Origin of the sequence: Rummeliibacillus sp. SL167 (assembly GCF_007896505.1) — a bacterium.
In the GTDB taxonomy this organism is placed as follows: Bacteria; Bacillota; Bacilli; order Bacillales_A; family Planococcaceae; genus Rummeliibacillus; species Rummeliibacillus suwonensis.
In genome coordinates this window covers 812,492-830,411 of record NZ_VCBM01000001.1, presented here as the reverse complement: position 1 = coordinate 830,411, position 17,920 = coordinate 812,492, and the positions used below count along the sequence as shown (strand labels likewise).

Here is a 17,920-nt window from a genome sequence, read left to right as displayed (position 1 = left end):
TCTTAAAGTGTTCTATACTTTTTCAATGAGAAAATATTTAAAATGATAAATACGAGCGCAAACCCTACTAAGACTGACAAATCGAAACCTATGTCCTTAAAGCTATAGCCTTTATACATGACACCAGTTATGGCATCTGATGCATAGTAAAGAGGCATAATTCTACCTACATTTACTAGCCAATCTGCCATCCCATCCATCGGGAATAGTCCTGTAAAGAATACTTGAGGAATAATGACCAATGGAATAAACTGTACCATTTGGAACTCTGATGATGCAAAACTAGATAGTAAAATGCCAAGTGATAGTGCAACCAATGCCAAACATAAATTAATGAGAAGTACATTCCAAATAGAGCCAACCAACACAACATCCAACACATTCACTGCATAGAAAACAACAATTAGTGTTTGGATGATAGCAAAAATACCATAACCTGTTAAATACCCTAATACAACCTCATATCTTCTAATTGGAGTCGATAGTAATCTTTCTAAAGTGCCCGTTGTACGCTCTTTGAGCAATGCAATACCAGCAATTAAAAAGACAAAGAAAAAGACAAAAAAGCTTACTAGAATAGGGCTAATGACATCAAATAAAACGGTATCCTTGTCTCCATAAACGTAATCGATCGAAATAGGTATAGCCTGCTGTTGTTGACCAGATAATGTTTGTTTTAACTTCAATTGAAGTGCTTTTGCGCGACTTGGCTGATCGTTTTGCAGTGTTAACAAAACTTTGCCATTTTCCACTTTTAGCCAACCATCTAATTTATCATCAAGCGCCTGTTGTTGAGATAAATGATCATATTTCTTAACGTTAATATCACCATGTTCAATCAGCGTGACAACTTTTTCATCGAGTCCGACAACCCCTAAAGTAGTATCCACTTCATCTGAATGAAAAATGAAATACATCAATGTTAAAACAAGTAATGGTGCTAAAAACAATAATGCCATCGTTCTTTTATCACGAAACATTTGCTGCATAATGCGTGTCACTAATGCGAAAAATCTCATGCTTGATACCCTCCTGCCTTCAAAAATACATCATCAAAATTGTCTGCATCAAAGGCTGTCTTCAATTTCTTTGGTGTGCCTTGTGTAAGAATTTTCCCCTCACGCATTAACGCAAGTTCATCACATTTTTCTGCTTCATCCATGACATGAGTGGTGATAAAAATGGTTTTTTGTTCTTTATCCCGAAGTCGCTCCAATTCCATCCATATCATTTTTTTCAATGCAGGGTCAATCCCAACGGTAGGCTCATCTAAAATGAGGATTTCTGGATTTTGAATCAACGCAATCGCAAGAGATAAACGCCGTTTCATACCACCAGAATAATCTTGCACTTTTCGTTTTAAGTCATCTTTTAATTGGACAACTTCTGCAGCATAGGCAATTTTTTCAGCTCTTTGCTTTTTAGATAAGTGATATAATTTAGCGAAAAATTGTAGATTTTCATTGCCAGTTAAATCTGTATAAAGAGCATCAGATTGTGCCATATAGCCTATTTTCTCGATTAAATCAAATTGTGGAACTAGCTCGCCTAACACTGTTACTTGACCTTGATCTGCTTTTAACATCCCAACCATTACTTTGATTAAAGTCGTTTTCCCACAACCAGAGGGACCAATCATCCCAAAAATTTTTCCTTTTTCAACTGTTAAACTAATATCCTGTAAAACAATATGTTTACGAAATTGTTTTTGAACATGAGAAATCTCAACGGAAACAGCCATTATCATCACTCCCTTCACTAAACACTGTGTTGACTATATAATATAGTGTAATCGTTCAAAAAATTGAACTCAATAAACAGTGTTGAAAAAAGTGTTGAACGTTTTGCGTTACGCTTCAACGGTATCATTAGGACTATAAATATATGGCTTTATCAATACGGCTTAAATAATACCTCATTCAACGTACTTCATGATTAATGCTCAAAGTGGGAGACTACCTCAGCAAATAATCCTGTTCCGCTAATTGACTGCGTTACCAATTTAATTACAAAATCTACATTTATCTATGGATGAAATTATCAATTAAAAATAGTAAAAAATATTCCATATAAAAAAGCGCCAATCTTTTAAGATTAACGCCCCAATCAACAATTGTATCTACCAGTTATAAATGAATGTAGGGTTATTGTATTGTAACTTTTCCTTCAATATTAATGATAATTCTTGCTTTTCTTAATAGATTTCCAACTTTACATCCTCTATCCGCTCCTTCTATCACTCTATAAGTAGATTGGATGAGTTCTTCTGTTGCATTAGTGTCTAAAATAATTTTAGGATAGTGTATGATATGAAATCCATCCTCTGATATAGTTGCTTCAGAATTGACCATTAATTCAACTACAGGTAATTTTCTACTTTCTAACATGTAAGTAAGCGTTTCTATATAACAAGTTGTTGCGGAACAAACAAGTAACTCTTGCGGTTCTGCACCATTGCCATTTCCACCTGAAGATTTGGAAATAGCAATTTGAGTGTCGACATTCTCTCCTTTTAAAGAACCCGTTCCCATGATTCCTCCATTCCATACAGCTTTCACTTTAGTTTTAACATTATCCATATCTAACATTCCTCCATTAAAAATTCTATACATTTTATTATCCAAGCAGTGCATAGGATGATTTCCAACATTTAAGGTGCGACCCTTATTTAGTACTTTTCTATAACTCAACTTGGTCAATACTATCATACCTATAGGAGTATGTAGAGATTTTGCTACTATTAAAAAATAGCCTGAATCGGTCGATTGAATTCATAGCGCTTTGTACTCCGATCATTTTAATTAATAAACACTCTATTATGTGACATTAATGACGAATTGCACTAATCTTGTTTTTAATGCACATCAAAAAAACAGCCAAACAAAGCGACAATATATACCCACTGTGGTATGATGTTCTTGTATAAGTTTCATCAATTGGCTTTCTTCATTTATTTTTGCTGATTAACTCTACTAAGTGAAGTTAATCAGCTTTTTTCTACAATACGATGCCAGCATGACATCAGAACCTATCTAATCATTGATCCCTCTGTTAAAAAAATATGCGTCTGAAAATACCTAGATGACTCCGTTTTGATAAAATATTAATAGGCTTTTTAAAATGTTGAGAGAAAGGTAGGATCATGGTTTAATGGGAAAAATTCATGAACAAATGAACTCAGAAACAAAGCAAAAATTAGAAAATGCTTTTATCAAAATAATGGCTGTTCATGGAATTCAAGGCGTTACAGTCAGAGCCTTAACGAATGAGACAGGATTAAATCGTGGAACGTTTTATCTACACTATTCGGATAAATTCGACTTAATGGAACAAATACAAGAAAGACTGCTTGCTGGTATGAAAAATTGTTTGAAAGATGTTGAACCATTGGAAGGGTTAGGTTTTATCGAAAACGGGCAACCTTACCCGCCGATCATTCAAATGTTCACGTACTTTCGCAAAGAAGTTCATGCCTTCAAAGTATTGCTTGGTCCCACTGGTGACCCGTCTTTTGCCATAAAGGTAAAATCAATATATAAAGAAACGATTTTGAAAAAGCTCCTGCCACATATTCCAAAAGAGAGCGTTCAAAATTTTGCAAATGAAGAAGTAAAGAAATTTCAAAGCTACTTTCTTTCATTTTCAGCTTCAGCTATTTTCGGATTGATTGAAGAATGGCTGTCTAATGACGCGAAAGAAACGCCAGAAGAAATGGGCATTGTTCAGATGAATATTATTAAAATGATTCGTTCTCAAACAGGAAATATGAAGTAAGGATATAAAGCCATTTAGATAGAGGACTCCAGACATATTAATCATCCCAATTTATCCATAAAAATAGATGATGAACTGATTTTTGGTTTTACGCATATGTATTTTTACAATTATAGAGGATCTTATTATGTTGGACTTTTGATCTATACAAGAATAAAAGCATCACAGAGAATACATTTTATTCATGTATCACCTGTGATGCCTTAATCGTTCAGGTTATTGATTGAGTTTTGACGGGTTTTCCTTATTTGCAGGTTTCCCTTTATTTTCATGATTATTGTTTGCTTTTGCTGCATTATTTTGACCAATGACCTCTAGATCATCCGGACTTAAATCGTAGCCTGCACCATATTCTTCACGATCTGTATGGCTCTTATTTTTCTTTTTCTTCGCCATCAAGCTCACCTCCAACTATAGAATTCCCAAATTCATCAATTCTATACATAGAAGTTTTTATGTAACTACTCCACAAATTGGACAAGGGGCATACTCTACCTATCTAGAGCATACCCCTTGGATTAAATTTATTAGCTAATTTATAAAAGTCTATTATTTTCAACCCGATTATTCGGGAAATAGTACGAGAAAGTACCACACTTTCTTGCCGCGGTAAAATTCCACTGGAAAGCCTTCTAACCTAAGCAACGCAAACCCTACCTTCTTTTGCGTCCTTGTGACCCTTTAGCCACGCCAGTGTGAATAAGTATGATCAAAAACAAATAGCAGAATGCCAATTTTCACCAAACTAGCTAATCAGCATAGATAATATTATCTCATAAAATTATCCAAATGTCCACTCATTTTGCTTGAACGCGCAGTAAAATCTCCACAAACACAAATAAAGTGAAGCTTCCATCAGTGGGGGTTTTCTTCATCCTTCACTGAAACAGAGGAACTCAGGTTAAAAGCGCCACGTCCTATGGCAACACCTGAGTGACCAACATCTTGTTGGCCTGAACCAATCGGGCTTTTATGGGCAGTTGATCCCGCCCCCCATCTATCTTTCTCGTCTCTCTAAATCTTAAGAGGGGTGTCTTACTGCCCGTTAAAGCGGGATAAACTCCAGAGGATACGAGATTGGACCAACTGCCTTGTAAAAGCTCAAATTGGCACAATCACCCCTAGTGAAGGGTAATGAAAGCCGTGCCGAGTAAAGTTTCCACCATAATCTTTCACTATACATTCTTCCATTTTAATGAGGACAAAACATTGGAAACATAGAGATTCATCTATTGAAATTCAAAAACAATTTTCCCTTGATCTAATTTCAGTTTTGCGGAAAAACTAGTTCCTTTTTTGGATTTGAATCCTTTCATTTCTTTTGTAATCCCGTTTTGACAAAGATCTTTTACCTGATTAGGCGACAATTTTTTACCAGCAATCGTTTTTGAAACTGTAAATTTACAGCCTGCTTTATAATTTGAACAGCCATAAAACGATTTTCGATCAACCATTTTTCCTTGATGGCAAATTGGACATGCTACAACTGGTTCTTTGGATTGTGCTGTTGTTAATGCAGCTTGTATATTTGTACCTGCTACTTTTGCTGGTGTTACTTCAATTAAATGATGAAGAAATTTGGAAATACTCCCCAAAAAGGCTTCTTGTGAGCCGTTGCCATTCCCTATTTTACGAAGATAAGTTTCCCATTTTGCTGTCATAGAAGGACTTGATAATAGAGAACCTTCGATGGTTTCACAAAGAACTCTTCCTTTGTCTGTAATCGTCACAATGTTTTTAGCTACTTCTATGTAGCCATGTTTTTTAATGGTTTCAATGATACCTGCACGCGTTGCTTCTGTCCCAAGTCCTTCTACTTCTTTTAAAATATCACTTTCTCCCTCGTCTTCTATCAATTTCCCACAGGTTTTCATCATCTGAACAAGTTGTCCCTCCGTATATGGTTTTGGAGGCTGAGTGGTTCCTTCATGGATGTGAATCTTAGCTTCTACTATTTCTTGTTTTGTAACAGCTGGTAATAATGGTTCTTCATCTTTTTTCTTTTTAATCGACATAGGCCATAGCTCTTGAAAACCTTTATCAAGCTCCACTTTACCAATCGTTTTAAACTCAATACCTTTTACATCTGTTAGAATGGTCGTTTCTTCATATTGGTAGTCTCGATGAAACATAGCGATTGTGTTGCGCACGATTTCCATGTAAATGTTTCGTTCCATTGGTGGCAATCCCACTATTTTCTGTTCAGATGGTATACTTTTAGTTGGGATGATGGCATAGTGCTCTTCTACCTTTGAAGAATCTACATACCGTTTTTGTGGACGATTGTTTACCACTTCAAATGCCTGTCCAATGATCCTCTGATAACTAGGAACCTGCTTGACCAAATAATCAAATTCTGCTTCTGTGATCCATTGACAGTCTGAACGTGGATAGGATACAAGTTTCTTTTCATAGAGAGATTGGACAATTTCTAATACCTTTGCAGGGCTGTATTTCCATATTTTATTGGCTTTTGCCTGTAAAGTAGATAATGAATGAAGCTTTGGCGGTTTTACAGATTTTTTAACCTTCTTGATTTCTTTTATTGTACCAGGCAGGGACTCATTTTCTTTGATATTCGCTTGCATTAAAATGGCTTCTGCTTCTTCTCGTTTATCCTTTTTAACAGCGGCCTTTCCTTTATAAGGTCCCTTCTCAGATAAGAAATCCCCCGTTAACTCATAGAAATTGGATGGCTTAAAGTTTTCGATTTCTATTTGACGTTTATAAATCATATAAACGGTTGGAGATTGTACACGCCCAATTGACATCGTTTCCTGCAATCCTTTTGCTTTTAGAAGCATGGTATAAAGTCTACTTGCATTCATACCCACTAGCCAATCACTGATTTGCCTTGTTTGTGCTTCACGATATAAGAGTAAATCTTTGCGGTTGTCTCTTAAATGGGCGAATCCCTTTCGAATTTCATCAATTTCTAGAGAGTTGATCCACAATCGTTGGATTGGTTTATTACGTACACCTGTTTGCCGTAAAATGGAATAAAAGATATTAGAACCTTCACGATCAACGTCACATGCATTAATGAGGATATCCGCTTCTCTAAAAAGTCGTTTTACTTCTTGAAATTGATCCCACTTTCCTTTTGATACGCGAAACTCGTATTGTTCAGGAATCATTGGTAACTGAGCGAGTGACCATCTTTTCCATTCCGGTTTGTAATCTGCAGGTTGTTTCAGTTCCACTAAGTGACCGATTCCCCAAGTGATTGTTGCCCCTTGAGGAAATGTAGCGGATGGCTGCAATTCAATATAGTTTTTTGTTTTCTTCGCCACTTTAAATGCGTCCGCATATGCCTTTGCTTGCGAAGGTTTTTCAGCAAGTATTACAACACGTCCCATTTTTTGGTCACTCTCCTTTATATATAAAACAGACATTCTTCATAAATCTTATCACAAAATAGAATAACCCTCTAACCACTAGAATGATAGAAGGTTCTATTGGAGTTTAATATTGATATGTTACATACTTTTTGGTACTTCAATACCTAACAATCGCATAGATTCTTTTAATACAATCGCTACACATTCACATAATGCTAAACGACCGTTTAAAAAATCATCAGGCTCCAGAATTTTTGTATGACCATAATATTTGTTAAATACACGAGCTAATTTCAAGACATATTTTGCTACAATTGAAGAATCAGTTAACTCATATGCTCGCTCGATAACAGCAGGAAATTCTACTAATTGTGTATAAACCGTCCATTCATAATCATTTATTTCTAGTTTATATGATATATTTTTTTCCATTGGCTACTTTTCGAAATTGCTTCGCCAGCATAAAGCATGGAAAAGCGATATCACCAAGATATTCATATTTTGGTTTTTCTAATAAGTTTTCAACTTCTTGAACTGACACTTTACCTTTCAATACTTTTAGTAATCGTTCAATTACAATGTTTTCCATTAAATTTTCTCCTTTTTTACAAAAATAAAAACCCCCGCCTCATATTCAGAGACGAGAGTTAAACCCGTGGTACCACTCTAGTTGTTGAAATAGATCAACCACTTAACATTGTTAACGAGGGAACTCCCCGGAAATCCTCTACTATCATTCAAGTTTCTTCTCCAAAGTGCGGTTCATTTTCATGACCATACTAGGCTCACATCTACCCTCGCTTGCTGAAATCGTACATGAAAGTTACTCTCTTTTTCACCGAATTGTCATTATCGAATTTTTAATAATTTACCATAAATTATTCATTCTTTCAACTCTTTCAAAAAAGAAAAAATATTCACGTACAATTTGTAACTTTTATGAAATAATTACAGATGTTATAGAATATATTAATAACACTGTAAAAAGATCTTAATAGAAAGTTGATACAGTAAAACCAAATGATGATTTATATATGAGGAGGAATATGATTGTACATTTCAAAAATAGATCAAGTAGAACAGATTTTAGAAGCGTCACATTTAGAAATTACCGATCAACGAGTCGCTATTGTAAAGTACTTACAAAATAATACGAACCATCCTATGGCTAAGGATGTTTTTGATGCATTGCGCACAAAATTTCCGTCATTAACGATCGATATCGTAAACAGAGAGCTTGAATTATTGCTAGAAAAACAATTGATTCGTAAAATCTCTATTATGCCTACCTTAACAAGATATGATGGTAATTTACAATCACATTATCATGTAATTTGTATTAGATGCCACCAAGCTACGGATTTTCATTATCCAAATTTGATTGATATTGAAAGCATTGCAAGCCAGATTACCAAGCACCAAGTCTATGCGCATGAGTTGATACTTTTTGGTGTTTGCGAGGAATGTAGCCGTCCCGATCACTACTAGCTTATTTTACGTGTGTAGCCGGTTTCCTGTAATAAGGCTAGTAGTAATCCCAACAGCTGTTATCGTAATAATTGACAGCATAAATGTATGACCAGATATCAATAATCCCCCCATCGTTATCACGACAGAATCAATAGCAAAAATGATAATGCCTACATTAATCCCTATTTTTTTGCTTAAAAAAAGTGCAAGTAGATCCGTTCCACTTGTGCTTATCTCAAATCGCAGCATCAAGCCTGTCCCTAAACCGACCAAAACTCCGCCAATAAATGAACTAAACATAGCATTCATATCTATAAGAAAACGTAAAGGTTTAAACAAATCGATTAAAAAAGAGGAAATCATTAGCCCATGCAAACTGTTGTAAAAATATGTTCTATTTTTGAACCAAGCAATCCAAAATATCGGTACACTTAAAACTAAAATCGTCAATCCTATTTTGAGCTTAAAAAGGTAATTGAATATTAAAGATACACCGATGAATCCCCCATCAAGAATTTTGTTAGGTGCTAAAAATACATTAATGCCAGTGGCTAAAAAAACACTACCGATGATGATCACTAAGCCTTTCTTAAAGAAAAACATATTAGCCTCCTCAAAAGCTCAAGCATGTATTTATGCTATGATAGATTTTGGCTAAAAATGATTGACTGCTTTAGAAGACCACCCATAACTACACAGTAAAAGTTTTTTCATCCACCTCTGTGTGTCAGTTGAACCAATCAGATTTTGACAAACCGTTGACTCTCCATATGTGAGAAAAACGCCTCATTGCGAAACTTCAATCTATATAAATCTTCGCTGTGGCTTGCTCGAGTCCTCGAAAATATATACGCATTTTCTTCATCCGGTTAAATTGGAGGACTCAACACATCTGGTAGAAATATTATTCTAAAAAAATATAGACAACTTTGAAACTCTTTCTATAAATAATTCGTATAATTATAGAAATCAATTAAGGGAGGATATATGATGTCAATATTACATAAAGCTTTAGCGAGTATAGGGATTGGATCTGCAACCGTTGAAACAAAATTGGAGAGTTCAGTTTATACGGGTGGAGACACTATCCAAGGTGAGGTACAAATACATGGAGGGAACGTAGAACAACAAATTGATGCTATCTATTTGACCCTTTACACAACGTATAAGGGTGAAATTAATGACACAGAATTTATGAAAAAAGCTGTTATTGAAAAAGTTCAAGTCACAAAACCTTTAACGATTCAAGCAAATGAAGAAAAAAACATTCCATTTTCATTTACATTACCGATTGATACACCTGTGACAATCGGAAGATCACAAGTTTGGATTAAAACAAATGTAGATATTCCAAATGCTATTGATCCAAAAGATGAAGATTATATTGAGGTACAACCTTCTGCTTTGGTGGCAGACATACTAGAAGAGATTTCAAATCTCGGCTTCAGACTCCGCGAAGTTGAATGTGAGCAAGCCCCTTATCACTTACAATCTCACTATCCTTTTGTACAGGAATTTGAGTTCATCCCAACAAGCGGTAGTTTCCGTGGAAGACTAGATGAAATCGAAATTATTTTCACCTCTCAAACTCCCGACTATGTGGAAGGAATGTTGCAAGTAGATCGTAAAGCGCGCAGCTTAGGTGGGGTGTTAGCTGAAGCATTTGAATTCGATGAATCTCATGTTAAATTTTCAGTAAATCAGTCAGATATTCCAAATCTTCATGGAACACTACATCAATTAATTTCGAAATTCTCGTAATTTATAACTTTTCTTCTGCTTTTTCCTAACCGATACCTGTTATTAAATAATACGATTCTTTTAAAAATAAAATGAGGGTTAACCATAATATTATTAGGTTAACCCTCATTTTTTCATATACAGATTCGAAATAATCAGCATAAAAATTTACTGATGTCTTGAGGTAAGAATCTTATTGCCTGTTAATATAGGATAAAATCCATCTTGTATGCTTTTTAGCTGAACAAAATGGATTTTGTCGCTTCATCCTAAAAGCCTAGCAAATACGAGGTAGCATGACACCCGATAAACGATGCAATGCTCTTTTTACCCCAAGAGGCGTTTCGATTAACAATTGACCTTTTGATGTATCTGTTACTTTTCCGATACATTCAGCATCTTGTCCTTCTGGCAACTGACGAATGGCTTCTAGTACTTTATCTCCATCATCATGTGCCACGACAATAATTGCTTTTCCTTCATTCGCCAAATAGAGCGGATCGTAGCCTAGAAGATCACAAGCACCACGTACTCCATCTTTAATCGGGATCGCATTTTCTTCTAATGTAATCGTTACACCAAAATCCTCTGCGATTTCAACAAGTGTCGTTGTTAGACCACCCCTCGTTGGATCACGCATAATACGTACTTGTTTCGAAACAGCAGTAGCCTTTTCAAGCATTGTATTTAATGCCGCACAGTCACTTTCCACAGCACTTTTTATGCCTAAATCTCCTCTAGATGTCAGTATCGCAATTCCATGATCTCCTAATGTTCCTGAGATAATCACATCATCACCAACTTCAAAAGAAGGAACTGTTTCTGTTTCTTTCGTCAATACGCCGATCCCTGTTGTATTGATAAACAAACCATCGCAACCACCGCGTTCTACTACCTTTGTATCGCCTGCAACGAGTAACACGCCTGCCTTTTTCGCTTCGTCTGCCATATCTTGTACAATCGTTTTTAAATCTTTTAATGCAAAACCTTCTTCAATGACAAAACCACAAGTTAAATACAAAGGTTTTGCTCCACTTACGGCTAAATCATTGACTGTTCCTGATATGGCAAGTTTTCCAATCGAACCGCCTGGGAAGAATAGTGGTTTTACAACAAAAGAATCCGTTGTGACAGCTATTTTACCTTGTTGCACTGGAATAATGGCCGCATCAAATTTAGATTCTTCGTTGTTCCCAAAGGCTTTCACAAAAACATCTTGTATTAACTGATGGGTCAATTCACCACCATCGCCATGTGCCAAATTAATCGTTTGTGACATTTAGCCAAGCCCCCTCATAAATAGATAGGCCGCTGAACAGCTACCTTCATCTGATACCATGCAAGGACCAATCGGTTTGCGAGGTGTACACGCTTTACCAAATAAAGGACATTCCTCTGGATCGATTTTCCCAACAATAATCTCACCACAACGGCATTTTGTCTTTCTTGGTTCTTGTTGTTTAATATTAAACTTGAGTTTTGCATTGAATTGACGATACGCCGGTTTAATATCCAAACCGCTTTTAGCGATCGTACCTATACCACGCCATGCCTCATCGCATTCTTCAAAATATCGAGCCATTAGATTGCGAGCGGCACTATTTCCCTTTTTTGTCACAACAGATGGATAATCGTTTATAATCTTTGCTTCACCATCATAGGCTAACTGTACAAGCTTTTGAACACTACTTAGCAGTTCAGCTGGTTCAAAGCCGGCAATCACTCCAGAGATATGATAATCATCCACTAAAAAGCTATAGTTTTCTTCCCCTAAAACGATGGATACATGTCCTGGCAAAAGAAAACCATCTAAAGCTACTTCTCCTGATTGTAGTAAATATTCTAATACTGGACGAACGAGCTTTGTGGTCATCCAAATGGAGAAGTTTGTTAACTGTTTTTTTTCTGCTTCTTGCATCAATAAAGCCAAAATAGGGATAGTGGTTTCAAATCCGATGCCCAGGAAAATAATTTCCTGTTCAGGATTGTCTTCCGCAATTTTAATGGCATCAGTTGGTGCATATAATACGCGCACATCTTTTCCTTTTGTTCTTTCTTCCATCAAGGAATATTTCGAACCTGGTACACGCATCATATCCCCAAACGTACAAATAATCCGATTTTCTCCTTGTGATAATTCAATCATCGAATCAATGGAGCGCTGATCTGTTACGCAAACAGGACAGCCAGGCCCAGAGATAAGGCGTACATATTCTTTCAATGCTTGTTTAATACCTGATTTTGCTAATGCATGTGTGTGTGAACCGCATACTTCCATAAAAACAGGTTTTCTATGAAAACGTTGTTTGAACATTTCTGCTTTCTCTATGACCAGTTCTAGCATGGGTTTAATAATTTCCGGATTAGAAGATTGGTTCAGAATTTCGCGCATCAACCATCTTCCTCCATTCAACAACACTTTCTTTTGCATATTGTTCGTTGATAATTGAAATAGCCTGTCCTGCATGGACGATCACATAATCACCAAGTTCAACTTCTGGTACAAAAATAATCCCTACATTTGTTTGTGATCCCATTACATCTACTACAGCACTATATTCATGTTTTTCAATTATTTTTGCTGGTACTCCTACACACATGGTTTTTCCTCCCTTTTTGCTGCTGCAACCATTAATTGTCCATATGATAAGCCACCATCATTGCATGGAATATGCTTATGACTATAAACTTCAAATCCTGCTGCTGTTAAGCATGCCGTCAATCGTTCTTTTAAATAACGATTATGGCAGCTACCACCTGATAAAACGATCTTTTTACTATATTGTGGGAAATTGTCCCGCAAACGGTTCATCCCTTCAACTAAAGCCTGTACAATCGTTTCATGGAAGGCTGTACTCATTTTTTCTACTGTTTTCCCGTTACGAACATCTTGCACTATTTCAAGTAGCATTCTACTAAAATCAAATACTAATTTTTGTTGATTCTCTTGAATTTCATAGTGATAAGATTCTATTTGTTGATCAAACTGAGCTAGTTCTGACAGACGAATGGCTGCTTCACCGTCATAAGTAGATTTTTCACAAATACCGATCATGCTGCTTACAGCGTCGAACAATCTGCCGCAAGTTCCTGCATAAACTGTGTTCAATCCCTTTTCAATCATTGCACGAAAAACAGGTATTGCTTCTTTATGCGAAGGAAAAAGCTGCTCGCATAGTTTAAATCCTTCATCACCTAATAATGTTAAAAGCATACCACAAGCATTGCGCCATGGTTCACGAATACAGACCTCACCACCTGGTAAAGCTGTATATTTTAAATGGGCCAAGCGCTGAAACTGCCTGCAATCCCCATAAAATATTTCAAATCCCCATAAGTTCCCGTCCAAACCATAACCTGTTCCATCCAAAATGATTGCAAATGTCTGTTCTTCCATGTCATTATCTGCCATACAAGCCGCCATATGTGCATGATGATGTTGGACTTCCATTACTTCATCAAACGAAAACTCTTTTGCTAATTCACGCGTTTGATAGTTTGGATGATAATCAACAACGCCTATTCGTTGATGTGGTTGAATCCATTTCAACAAATGTTGCAATTCTTTTCTATAGTGATGAATCGTAGAAAGGTTATCCAAATCACCAATATGCGGACCTATAAAAATTTGATGATTTCTCCCTAAAGCAAACGTTGTTTTTTGTTGTCCACCAAATGCTACAATGCCATCCACATTCATCTTGCTATATAAGGCATCTGGTACATAGCCACGAGATTTTCTGAAAAAATCTGTTTTACCTTGAACGATTTGAACAACAGAGTCATCAACAGGATGTAATATTTCACGATCATGCAGCAAATAAAAATCAGCTATTTCTCCTATATACGGATGACAGTCTTCGTTTTTATACACAATTGGCAAACCGGAAACATTGGCGCTTGTCATGACAAGTGTCTTGTTGCCTGCTTCTTTTAACAAAAGATAATGTAAAGGAGAATAAGGAAGCATAACCCCGATTGTCTTCATATCGGGCGCCACTTTTTCGGCTAAATGATATTCCTTTCGTTTTTGTAAAACAACGATGGGGGCTTCTGCACTTCTCAACAATTCCTCTTCTTTAGATGAAACTTTTGCAAAACGCTTTACATCTTCAATTGAAAAACTCATAACAGCCAATGGACGATGAGGACGATTTTTTCGCTTTCTTAATAAAGAAACTGCTTGATCATTAAGAGCATCGCAACATAAATGAAAGCCGCCAATACCTTTCACCGCCATGATTTTACCTTCAATAAGCAATTTTCCGGCCATCTCTAATGCTTCGTCACGTTCCGCTACAATGTTGCCATCATGGCTTATTAATGTGACGTGTGGACCACATTCTGGGCAAGCGATTGGCTGTGCATGATGTCTCCGGTCTAACGGATTATGATATTCCTGCTCACAATTTGGGCATAGTTCAAAATCAGACATGGATGTATAGGGACGGTCATAAGGGAGTTCATCAATAATCGTATAACGGGGACCACATTGCGTACATGTAGTAAAAGGATAATGGTAACGACGATTATAAGGATCATTTATTTCCGCCAAACATTCATCGCATATACCAGCATCCACAGGAATAACAAGCTGAGATGTACCTTCCCGTCTACTTTTAATAATCGAAAATTCCTTATATCCGATAAACGCTTCTCTTTGTATCGTCATTTGATCAATTCTGGCTAATCTTGGTGCTTTCTCTCTTACACTTTGTAAAAAAAGTTGAACATCAGATGCTTTTCCTTCGATAAATGCTTCTACACCATCCATATTATTTTGCACTGTACCTTTTAAGCCGTATTGTTGTGCAAGTTGAAAAACAAAAGGACGGAATCCTACTCCTTGAACTCTTCCAACAATCGAAACTTTTACTGTTTCAAGCATGCTTGATAGGCCTCGTCAATCCAAGAATACCAGCTATTCATACCTTCCTGTGTTTTTGCTGACAATGGTAGTAGTGTGGATTCAGGGTTAATACCTTTTAAGTCTTCTTTTGCTGTTTCCACATCGAAATCTAAATATGGCAGTAGATCTACCTTATTTAAAAGAACCAATTCCGTACGCATAAACATTTGTGGGTATTTTGGAATCTTATCATTTCCTTCTGGCACGCTTAAAACAGCTACTTTATGATTTTGACCAAGATCATATCCAGATGGACATACCAAATTCCCAACATTTTCGATAAAGAGTATATCTATTTCTTCAAGATCGAACTCAGGCAGTGTGGCAACAACCATTCGTGCATCAAGATGACAGCCGCCGTGGGTATTGATTTGTACTGCTTTTGCTCCTAGTTGCCGAATACGATCCGCATCTTTTTCAGTAGCCAAATCTCCTTCAATAACACCAATGCGATATTGCTTGGATAGTTTTTTGATGGTTTCTTCTAATAAAGTCGTTTTTCCTGCACCTGGTGAACTCATTACATTGATAACAAGTGTTTTCGTCTTATGAAATAAGTCTCTATTATAATCCGCAGCTACATTATTATTGGTTAATACATTCGTGTTTAATTTTACTTCCAAATTCATTACTCCCCTTCATAGGATAAAACTTGAAATGTTTCACCTGAGATTAATTTGCCAGATGGCATATGACACGATGGGCAAATAGAAATTTTGAAATCCGGTTTGTAAACTGTCTTACAAAAAATGCATTCTGACATAGCTTCTTCAAATTGAATATGAAGACTAGCATCTTTTGTAAACAGTTGTGCATTCTGTTCTTTATATATTTCAAATGCCATTGTCAATGCATCTGGCATAGCATTGCTCAACTCACCGACGATCAAATCAATTCTACTAAATTGTTTAATCCCTTTACTTTCTGCATCTTTCATAATAATGTCCAGTATATCTCCCATAAGGGCCATTTCATGCATTTCATCACCTATTTCAAACAGACTTTCTTTTTCTTAAACCAACATAATAACCATCTTCAGCTTTTTTTAGAGGAAATTCTTGCAAGCCGTTTTTTTCATGGCTTGCAAGAGAATATTCCTTTTCGCAGTACATACATTTACATGTTGAATCGATTTGAACTATCGTTAATAATTTTTTACAAGAAGGGCAAAACCCGTCATAAGCATATAATTTTTTATTGTCATGAACGAGTATGATTGTTTGGCGATCAATATACTTTTCTTCGATTTTATTGGTTTCACTCACCCGATTTGCCACATGCCACCATTGCAATTGCGACAATACATCAAGTGAGTGATTCCATTTTTCAATCTTATCTTCCATAATTGGGGCACAAGCATATTGAACCGTTTCAACAAGACTTTTCTTTATTTCTTTCAGAAATTCTAATCGATTCATATGATTTCATTCTTCCATTTGTTGATTTGTTTCTCGACTAATTGCACAAGAGCTGGTAATTGAGACTGATTGGTTGTCGTAAGACCAACACCAAGTTCTAAGGAAGTGGGCTGCATGCCAATCATCATAACATGCTTTGGATAACGTTCCCTCAATTTCGCAGCGAGGAGAACTTCTTGAAATCCCAATTGATGGATAGACATTTTAACCCCATAATAGGTGGGAATCTCCTCGCCTTGTAATTGAATAATATGCCCTCCCTCTTTACCAGCATTGATCGCATCAAGGACCATTAAATAATCCGTATCTTCCACCACACCTAGAAGACTCATGCCATCTGTCGCACCATATACCAATTCTACCTGATCATCACTACCATACAACTCTTCCAATGGAGATAAAGCATATACGCCTAACCCTTCATCTGTGTACAACGTATTTCCTATACCTAATATTGTAATTTTCTTACATATAGTATTTGTCATTTTTTTCTCCTGGCATGCTTTCATCCTTTATGTCTTCAATGGAATCTTTTGATTCTGTTTTATATCCTGTAAAAATGGAACTCATTGTACCATTCTTTGATAAATAATCTTCACGGATGGATAAATAGATATGCGCAACAACAAAGGCCATAAATGCCCATGCGACTAGATGATGCCATGATCGAATGTCAAAACTATCACCAAATATCACTGGTACCCATTGAAATAGTTTGCCTAAGAAAGATTCTGGTTGTGGCTCTGTATATAGGTAATATCCCGTAAGAATCATAATGATAGAACCGACACCGATAACAACCCAATAACTTAATTGTGCTAATGGATTATGTCCAACAAAATGTGGCTTTTTATTTTTTAAAAACAAGTAAAACTTGACGCTTTCCCATGTATCCTTCCAGAAAATTTTGCGAAATAGATTAGACGATGCATACTTATTGCCAGCAAATGTCCAATATAATCGAACCAGTAAATTCGCTGTAAAGATGAAAGCAGAAAAGAAATGGATATATCTAACCCATCCCATGATAAAACCTGATGCTTCTCCTTGTATCATTGAATCAAAAAATGGATTTCCAATATAAATTCCTGTAATCATAAGAGCAAAAATAGCTGCGGCATTCACCCAGTGAAATATTCTTACTGGTAATTCCCACACATAAATTTTTACAGTTTCATTATTTACTTTTTCTATTTTTGGAGGGTATTCGTTTTTAAAGGCCGACTCGCTACTTTCGTCTAAATGATATGGATTTGCCATATGTCACT

Annotated in this window: 20 protein-coding genes and 1 other annotated feature; of the genes, 3 read left to right on the top strand and 17 right to left on the bottom strand. The window is 36.2% G+C overall.

Features of this window, described 5'->3' with window-relative positions; all coding sequences use genetic code 11:
• Positions 1-2: 2 nt before the first annotated feature.
• The 3 genes from FEZ13_RS03745 to FEZ13_RS03735 form a co-directional block, all read right to left on the bottom strand.
• Positions 3-1,019, bottom strand: coding sequence for an ABC transporter permease (locus FEZ13_RS03745; protein ID WP_146551519.1), 1,017 nt, complete (start codon positions 1,017-1,019; stop codon positions 3-5).
• Positions 1,016-1,741, bottom strand: a complete 726-nt coding sequence (locus FEZ13_RS03740; protein WP_146551518.1) for an ABC transporter ATP-binding protein — start codon at positions 1,739-1,741, stop codon at positions 1,016-1,018. Before FEZ13_RS03740 ends, FEZ13_RS03745 begins: the two co-directional genes overlap by 4 nt.
• A gap of 403 nt (positions 1,742-2,144) precedes the next feature.
• Positions 2,145-2,579, bottom strand: coding sequence for an OsmC family protein (locus FEZ13_RS03735; protein WP_186725753.1), 435 nt, complete (start codon positions 2,577-2,579; stop codon positions 2,145-2,147).
• A 571-nt stretch (positions 2,580-3,150) separates the two neighbouring features.
• Here FEZ13_RS03735 and FEZ13_RS03730 point away from each other — a divergent pair.
• Positions 3,151-3,774 (top strand): TetR/AcrR family transcriptional regulator, encoded by a 624-nt coding sequence (locus tag FEZ13_RS03730; protein WP_146551516.1) that lies wholly within the window; start codon positions 3,151-3,153, stop codon positions 3,772-3,774.
• 216 nt (positions 3,775-3,990) lie between these two features.
• Here the strand turns inward: FEZ13_RS03730 and FEZ13_RS03725 are convergent, their stop codons facing one another.
• From FEZ13_RS03725 to FEZ13_RS03710, 4 genes are all read right to left on the bottom strand, one after another.
• Positions 3,991-4,170 (bottom strand): hypothetical protein, encoded by a 180-nt coding sequence (locus FEZ13_RS03725; RefSeq protein ID WP_146548584.1) that lies wholly within the window; start codon positions 4,168-4,170, stop codon positions 3,991-3,993.
• Positions 4,171-5,003: 833 nt separating this feature from the next.
• The gene (locus FEZ13_RS03720) at positions 5,004-7,133 is read right to left on the bottom strand and encodes a type IA DNA topoisomerase (RefSeq protein ID WP_146551515.1); all 2,130 of its coding nucleotides are present in this window, start codon (positions 7,131-7,133) and stop codon (positions 5,004-5,006) included.
• A gap of 120 nt (positions 7,134-7,253) precedes the next feature.
• A complete protein-coding gene (locus tag FEZ13_RS03715; protein ID WP_146551514.1) occupies positions 7,254-7,547 on the bottom strand; it encodes a DALR anticodon-binding domain-containing protein in 294 nt (97 codons plus the stop codon).
• Positions 7,525-7,704: a hypothetical protein gene (locus FEZ13_RS03710; RefSeq protein WP_146551513.1), complete on the bottom strand. Its 180-nt coding sequence runs from the start codon at positions 7,702-7,704 to the stop codon at positions 7,525-7,527. Before FEZ13_RS03710 ends, FEZ13_RS03715 begins: the two co-directional genes overlap by 23 nt.
• 44 nt (positions 7,705-7,748) lie before the next feature.
• Positions 7,749-7,963: a binding site (T-box leader), on the bottom strand.
• Positions 7,964-8,165: 202 nt separating this feature from the next.
• On the opposite strand from FEZ13_RS03710, the gene FEZ13_RS03705 reads away from it, so the two are divergent.
• Positions 8,166-8,603: a Fur family transcriptional regulator gene (locus FEZ13_RS03705; RefSeq protein WP_146551512.1), complete on the top strand. Its 438-nt coding sequence runs from the start codon at positions 8,166-8,168 to the stop codon at positions 8,601-8,603.
• A gap of 6 nt (positions 8,604-8,609) precedes the next feature.
• Here FEZ13_RS03705 and FEZ13_RS03700 read toward each other — a convergent pair whose 3' ends face one another.
• The gene (locus FEZ13_RS03700; RefSeq protein WP_146551511.1) at positions 8,610-9,188 is read right to left on the bottom strand and encodes a YitT family protein; all 579 of its coding nucleotides are present in this window, start codon (positions 9,186-9,188) and stop codon (positions 8,610-8,612) included.
• A 387-nt stretch (positions 9,189-9,575) separates the two neighbouring features.
• Here FEZ13_RS03700 and FEZ13_RS03695 point away from each other — a divergent pair, with 387 nt between their 5' ends.
• Positions 9,576-10,346 (top strand): sporulation protein, encoded by a 771-nt coding sequence (locus FEZ13_RS03695; protein WP_146551510.1) that lies wholly within the window; start codon positions 9,576-9,578, stop codon positions 10,344-10,346.
• A 256-nt stretch (positions 10,347-10,602) separates the two neighbouring features.
• On the opposite strand, the gene hypE is transcribed toward FEZ13_RS03695, so the two are convergent.
• The 9 genes from hypE to cybH are packed head-to-tail and all read right to left on the bottom strand — an operon-like array spanning position 10,603 to position 17,912.
• Positions 10,603-11,604: a hydrogenase expression/formation protein HypE gene (hypE, locus tag FEZ13_RS03690; protein ID WP_146548577.1), complete on the bottom strand. Its 1,002-nt coding sequence runs from the start codon at positions 11,602-11,604 to the stop codon at positions 10,603-10,605.
• Positions 11,605-12,717, bottom strand: coding sequence for a hydrogenase formation protein HypD (gene hypD, locus FEZ13_RS03685; RefSeq protein WP_146551509.1), 1,113 nt, complete (start codon positions 12,715-12,717; stop codon positions 11,605-11,607).
• Complete coding sequence (locus FEZ13_RS03680) at positions 12,689-12,925, bottom strand: HypC/HybG/HupF family hydrogenase formation chaperone (RefSeq protein WP_146548575.1); 237 nt, start codon at positions 12,923-12,925, stop codon at positions 12,689-12,691. The genes hypD and FEZ13_RS03680 overlap by 29 nt, the downstream gene beginning before the upstream one ends.
• A complete protein-coding gene (gene hypF, locus FEZ13_RS03675; RefSeq protein WP_146551508.1) occupies positions 12,916-15,213 on the bottom strand; it encodes a carbamoyltransferase HypF in 2,298 nt (765 codons plus the stop codon). Before hypF ends, FEZ13_RS03680 begins: the two co-directional genes overlap by 10 nt.
• The gene (hypB, locus tag FEZ13_RS03670) at positions 15,198-15,863 is read right to left on the bottom strand and encodes a hydrogenase nickel incorporation protein HypB (RefSeq protein WP_370467609.1); all 666 of its coding nucleotides are present in this window, start codon (positions 15,861-15,863) and stop codon (positions 15,198-15,200) included. Before hypB ends, hypF begins: the two co-directional genes overlap by 16 nt.
• Positions 15,863-16,213 (bottom strand): hydrogenase maturation nickel metallochaperone HypA/HybF, encoded by a 351-nt coding sequence (locus FEZ13_RS03665; RefSeq protein WP_146551506.1) that lies wholly within the window; start codon positions 16,211-16,213, stop codon positions 15,863-15,865. The genes hypB and FEZ13_RS03665 overlap by 1 nt, the downstream gene beginning before the upstream one ends.
• A 13-nt stretch (positions 16,214-16,226) precedes the next feature.
• Entirely contained in the window at positions 16,227-16,652 is a 426-nt protein-coding gene (locus FEZ13_RS03660) for a hypothetical protein (RefSeq protein WP_146551505.1), read from the bottom strand.
• Positions 16,649-17,137 carry a HyaD/HybD family hydrogenase maturation endopeptidase gene (locus FEZ13_RS03655; RefSeq protein WP_146548570.1) on the bottom strand — a complete coding sequence of 163 codons (489 nt, stop codon included), beginning with the start codon at positions 17,135-17,137 and terminating at the stop codon, positions 16,649-16,651. Before FEZ13_RS03655 ends, FEZ13_RS03660 begins: the two co-directional genes overlap by 4 nt.
• Positions 17,118-17,912, bottom strand: coding sequence for a Ni/Fe-hydrogenase, b-type cytochrome subunit (gene cybH, locus FEZ13_RS03650; RefSeq protein WP_146548569.1), 795 nt, complete (start codon positions 17,910-17,912; stop codon positions 17,118-17,120). The genes FEZ13_RS03655 and cybH overlap by 20 nt, the downstream gene beginning before the upstream one ends.
• Between the last annotated feature and the right edge of the window lie 8 nt (positions 17,913-17,920).

Bases quoted from the DNA above. Each gene is read 5' to 3' on its own strand.
- FEZ13_RS03745 (WP_146551519.1), bottom strand. From the start codon at position 1,019: ATGAGATTTTTCGCATTAGTGACACGCATTATGCAGCAAATGTTTCGT.
- FEZ13_RS03740 (WP_146551518.1), bottom strand. From the start codon at position 1,741: ATGGCTGTTTCCGTTGAGATTTCTCATGTTCAAAAACAATTTCGTAAA.
- FEZ13_RS03735 (WP_186725753.1), bottom strand. From the start codon at position 2,579: ATGGATAATGTTAAAACTAAAGTGAAAGCTGTATGGAATGGAGGAATC.
- FEZ13_RS03730 (WP_146551516.1), top strand. From the start codon at position 3,151: ATGGGAAAAATTCATGAACAAATGAACTCAGAAACAAAGCAAAAATTA.
- FEZ13_RS03725 (WP_146548584.1), bottom strand. From the start codon at position 4,170: ATGGCGAAGAAAAAGAAAAATAAGAGCCATACAGATCGTGAAGAATAT.
- FEZ13_RS03720 (WP_146551515.1), bottom strand. From the start codon at position 7,133: ATGGGACGTGTTGTAATACTTGCTGAAAAACCTTCGCAAGCAAAGGCA.
- FEZ13_RS03715 (WP_146551514.1), bottom strand. From the start codon at position 7,547: ATGGAAAAAAATATATCATATAAACTAGAAATAAATGATTATGAATGG.
- FEZ13_RS03710 (WP_146551513.1), bottom strand. From the start codon at position 7,704: ATGGAAAACATTGTAATTGAACGATTACTAAAAGTATTGAAAGGTAAA.
- FEZ13_RS03700 (WP_146551511.1), bottom strand. From the start codon at position 9,188: ATGTTTTTCTTTAAGAAAGGCTTAGTGATCATCATCGGTAGTGTTTTT.
- FEZ13_RS03695 (WP_146551510.1), top strand. From the start codon at position 9,576: ATGTCAATATTACATAAAGCTTTAGCGAGTATAGGGATTGGATCTGCA.
- hypE (WP_146548577.1), bottom strand. From the start codon at position 11,604: ATGTCACAAACGATTAATTTGGCACATGGCGATGGTGGTGAATTGACC.
- hypD (WP_146551509.1), bottom strand. From the start codon at position 12,717: ATGCGCGAAATTCTGAACCAATCTTCTAATCCGGAAATTATTAAACCC.
- FEZ13_RS03680 (WP_146548575.1), bottom strand. From the start codon at position 12,925: ATGTGTGTAGGAGTACCAGCAAAAATAATTGAAAAACATGAATATAGT.
- hypF (WP_146551508.1), bottom strand. From the start codon at position 15,213: ATGCTTGAAACAGTAAAAGTTTCGATTGTTGGAAGAGTTCAAGGAGTA.
- hypB (WP_370467609.1), bottom strand. From the start codon at position 15,863: ATGAATTTGGAAGTAAAATTAAACACGAATGTATTAACCAATAATAAT.
- FEZ13_RS03665 (WP_146551506.1), bottom strand. From the start codon at position 16,213: ATGCATGAAATGGCCCTTATGGGAGATATACTGGACATTATTATGAAA.
- FEZ13_RS03660 (WP_146551505.1), bottom strand. From the start codon at position 16,652: ATGAATCGATTAGAATTTCTGAAAGAAATAAAGAAAAGTCTTGTTGAA.
- FEZ13_RS03655 (WP_146548570.1), bottom strand. From the start codon at position 17,137: ATGACAAATACTATATGTAAGAAAATTACAATATTAGGTATAGGAAAT.
- cybH (WP_146548569.1), bottom strand. From the start codon at position 17,912: ATGGCAAATCCATATCATTTAGACGAAAGTAGCGAGTCGGCCTTTAAA.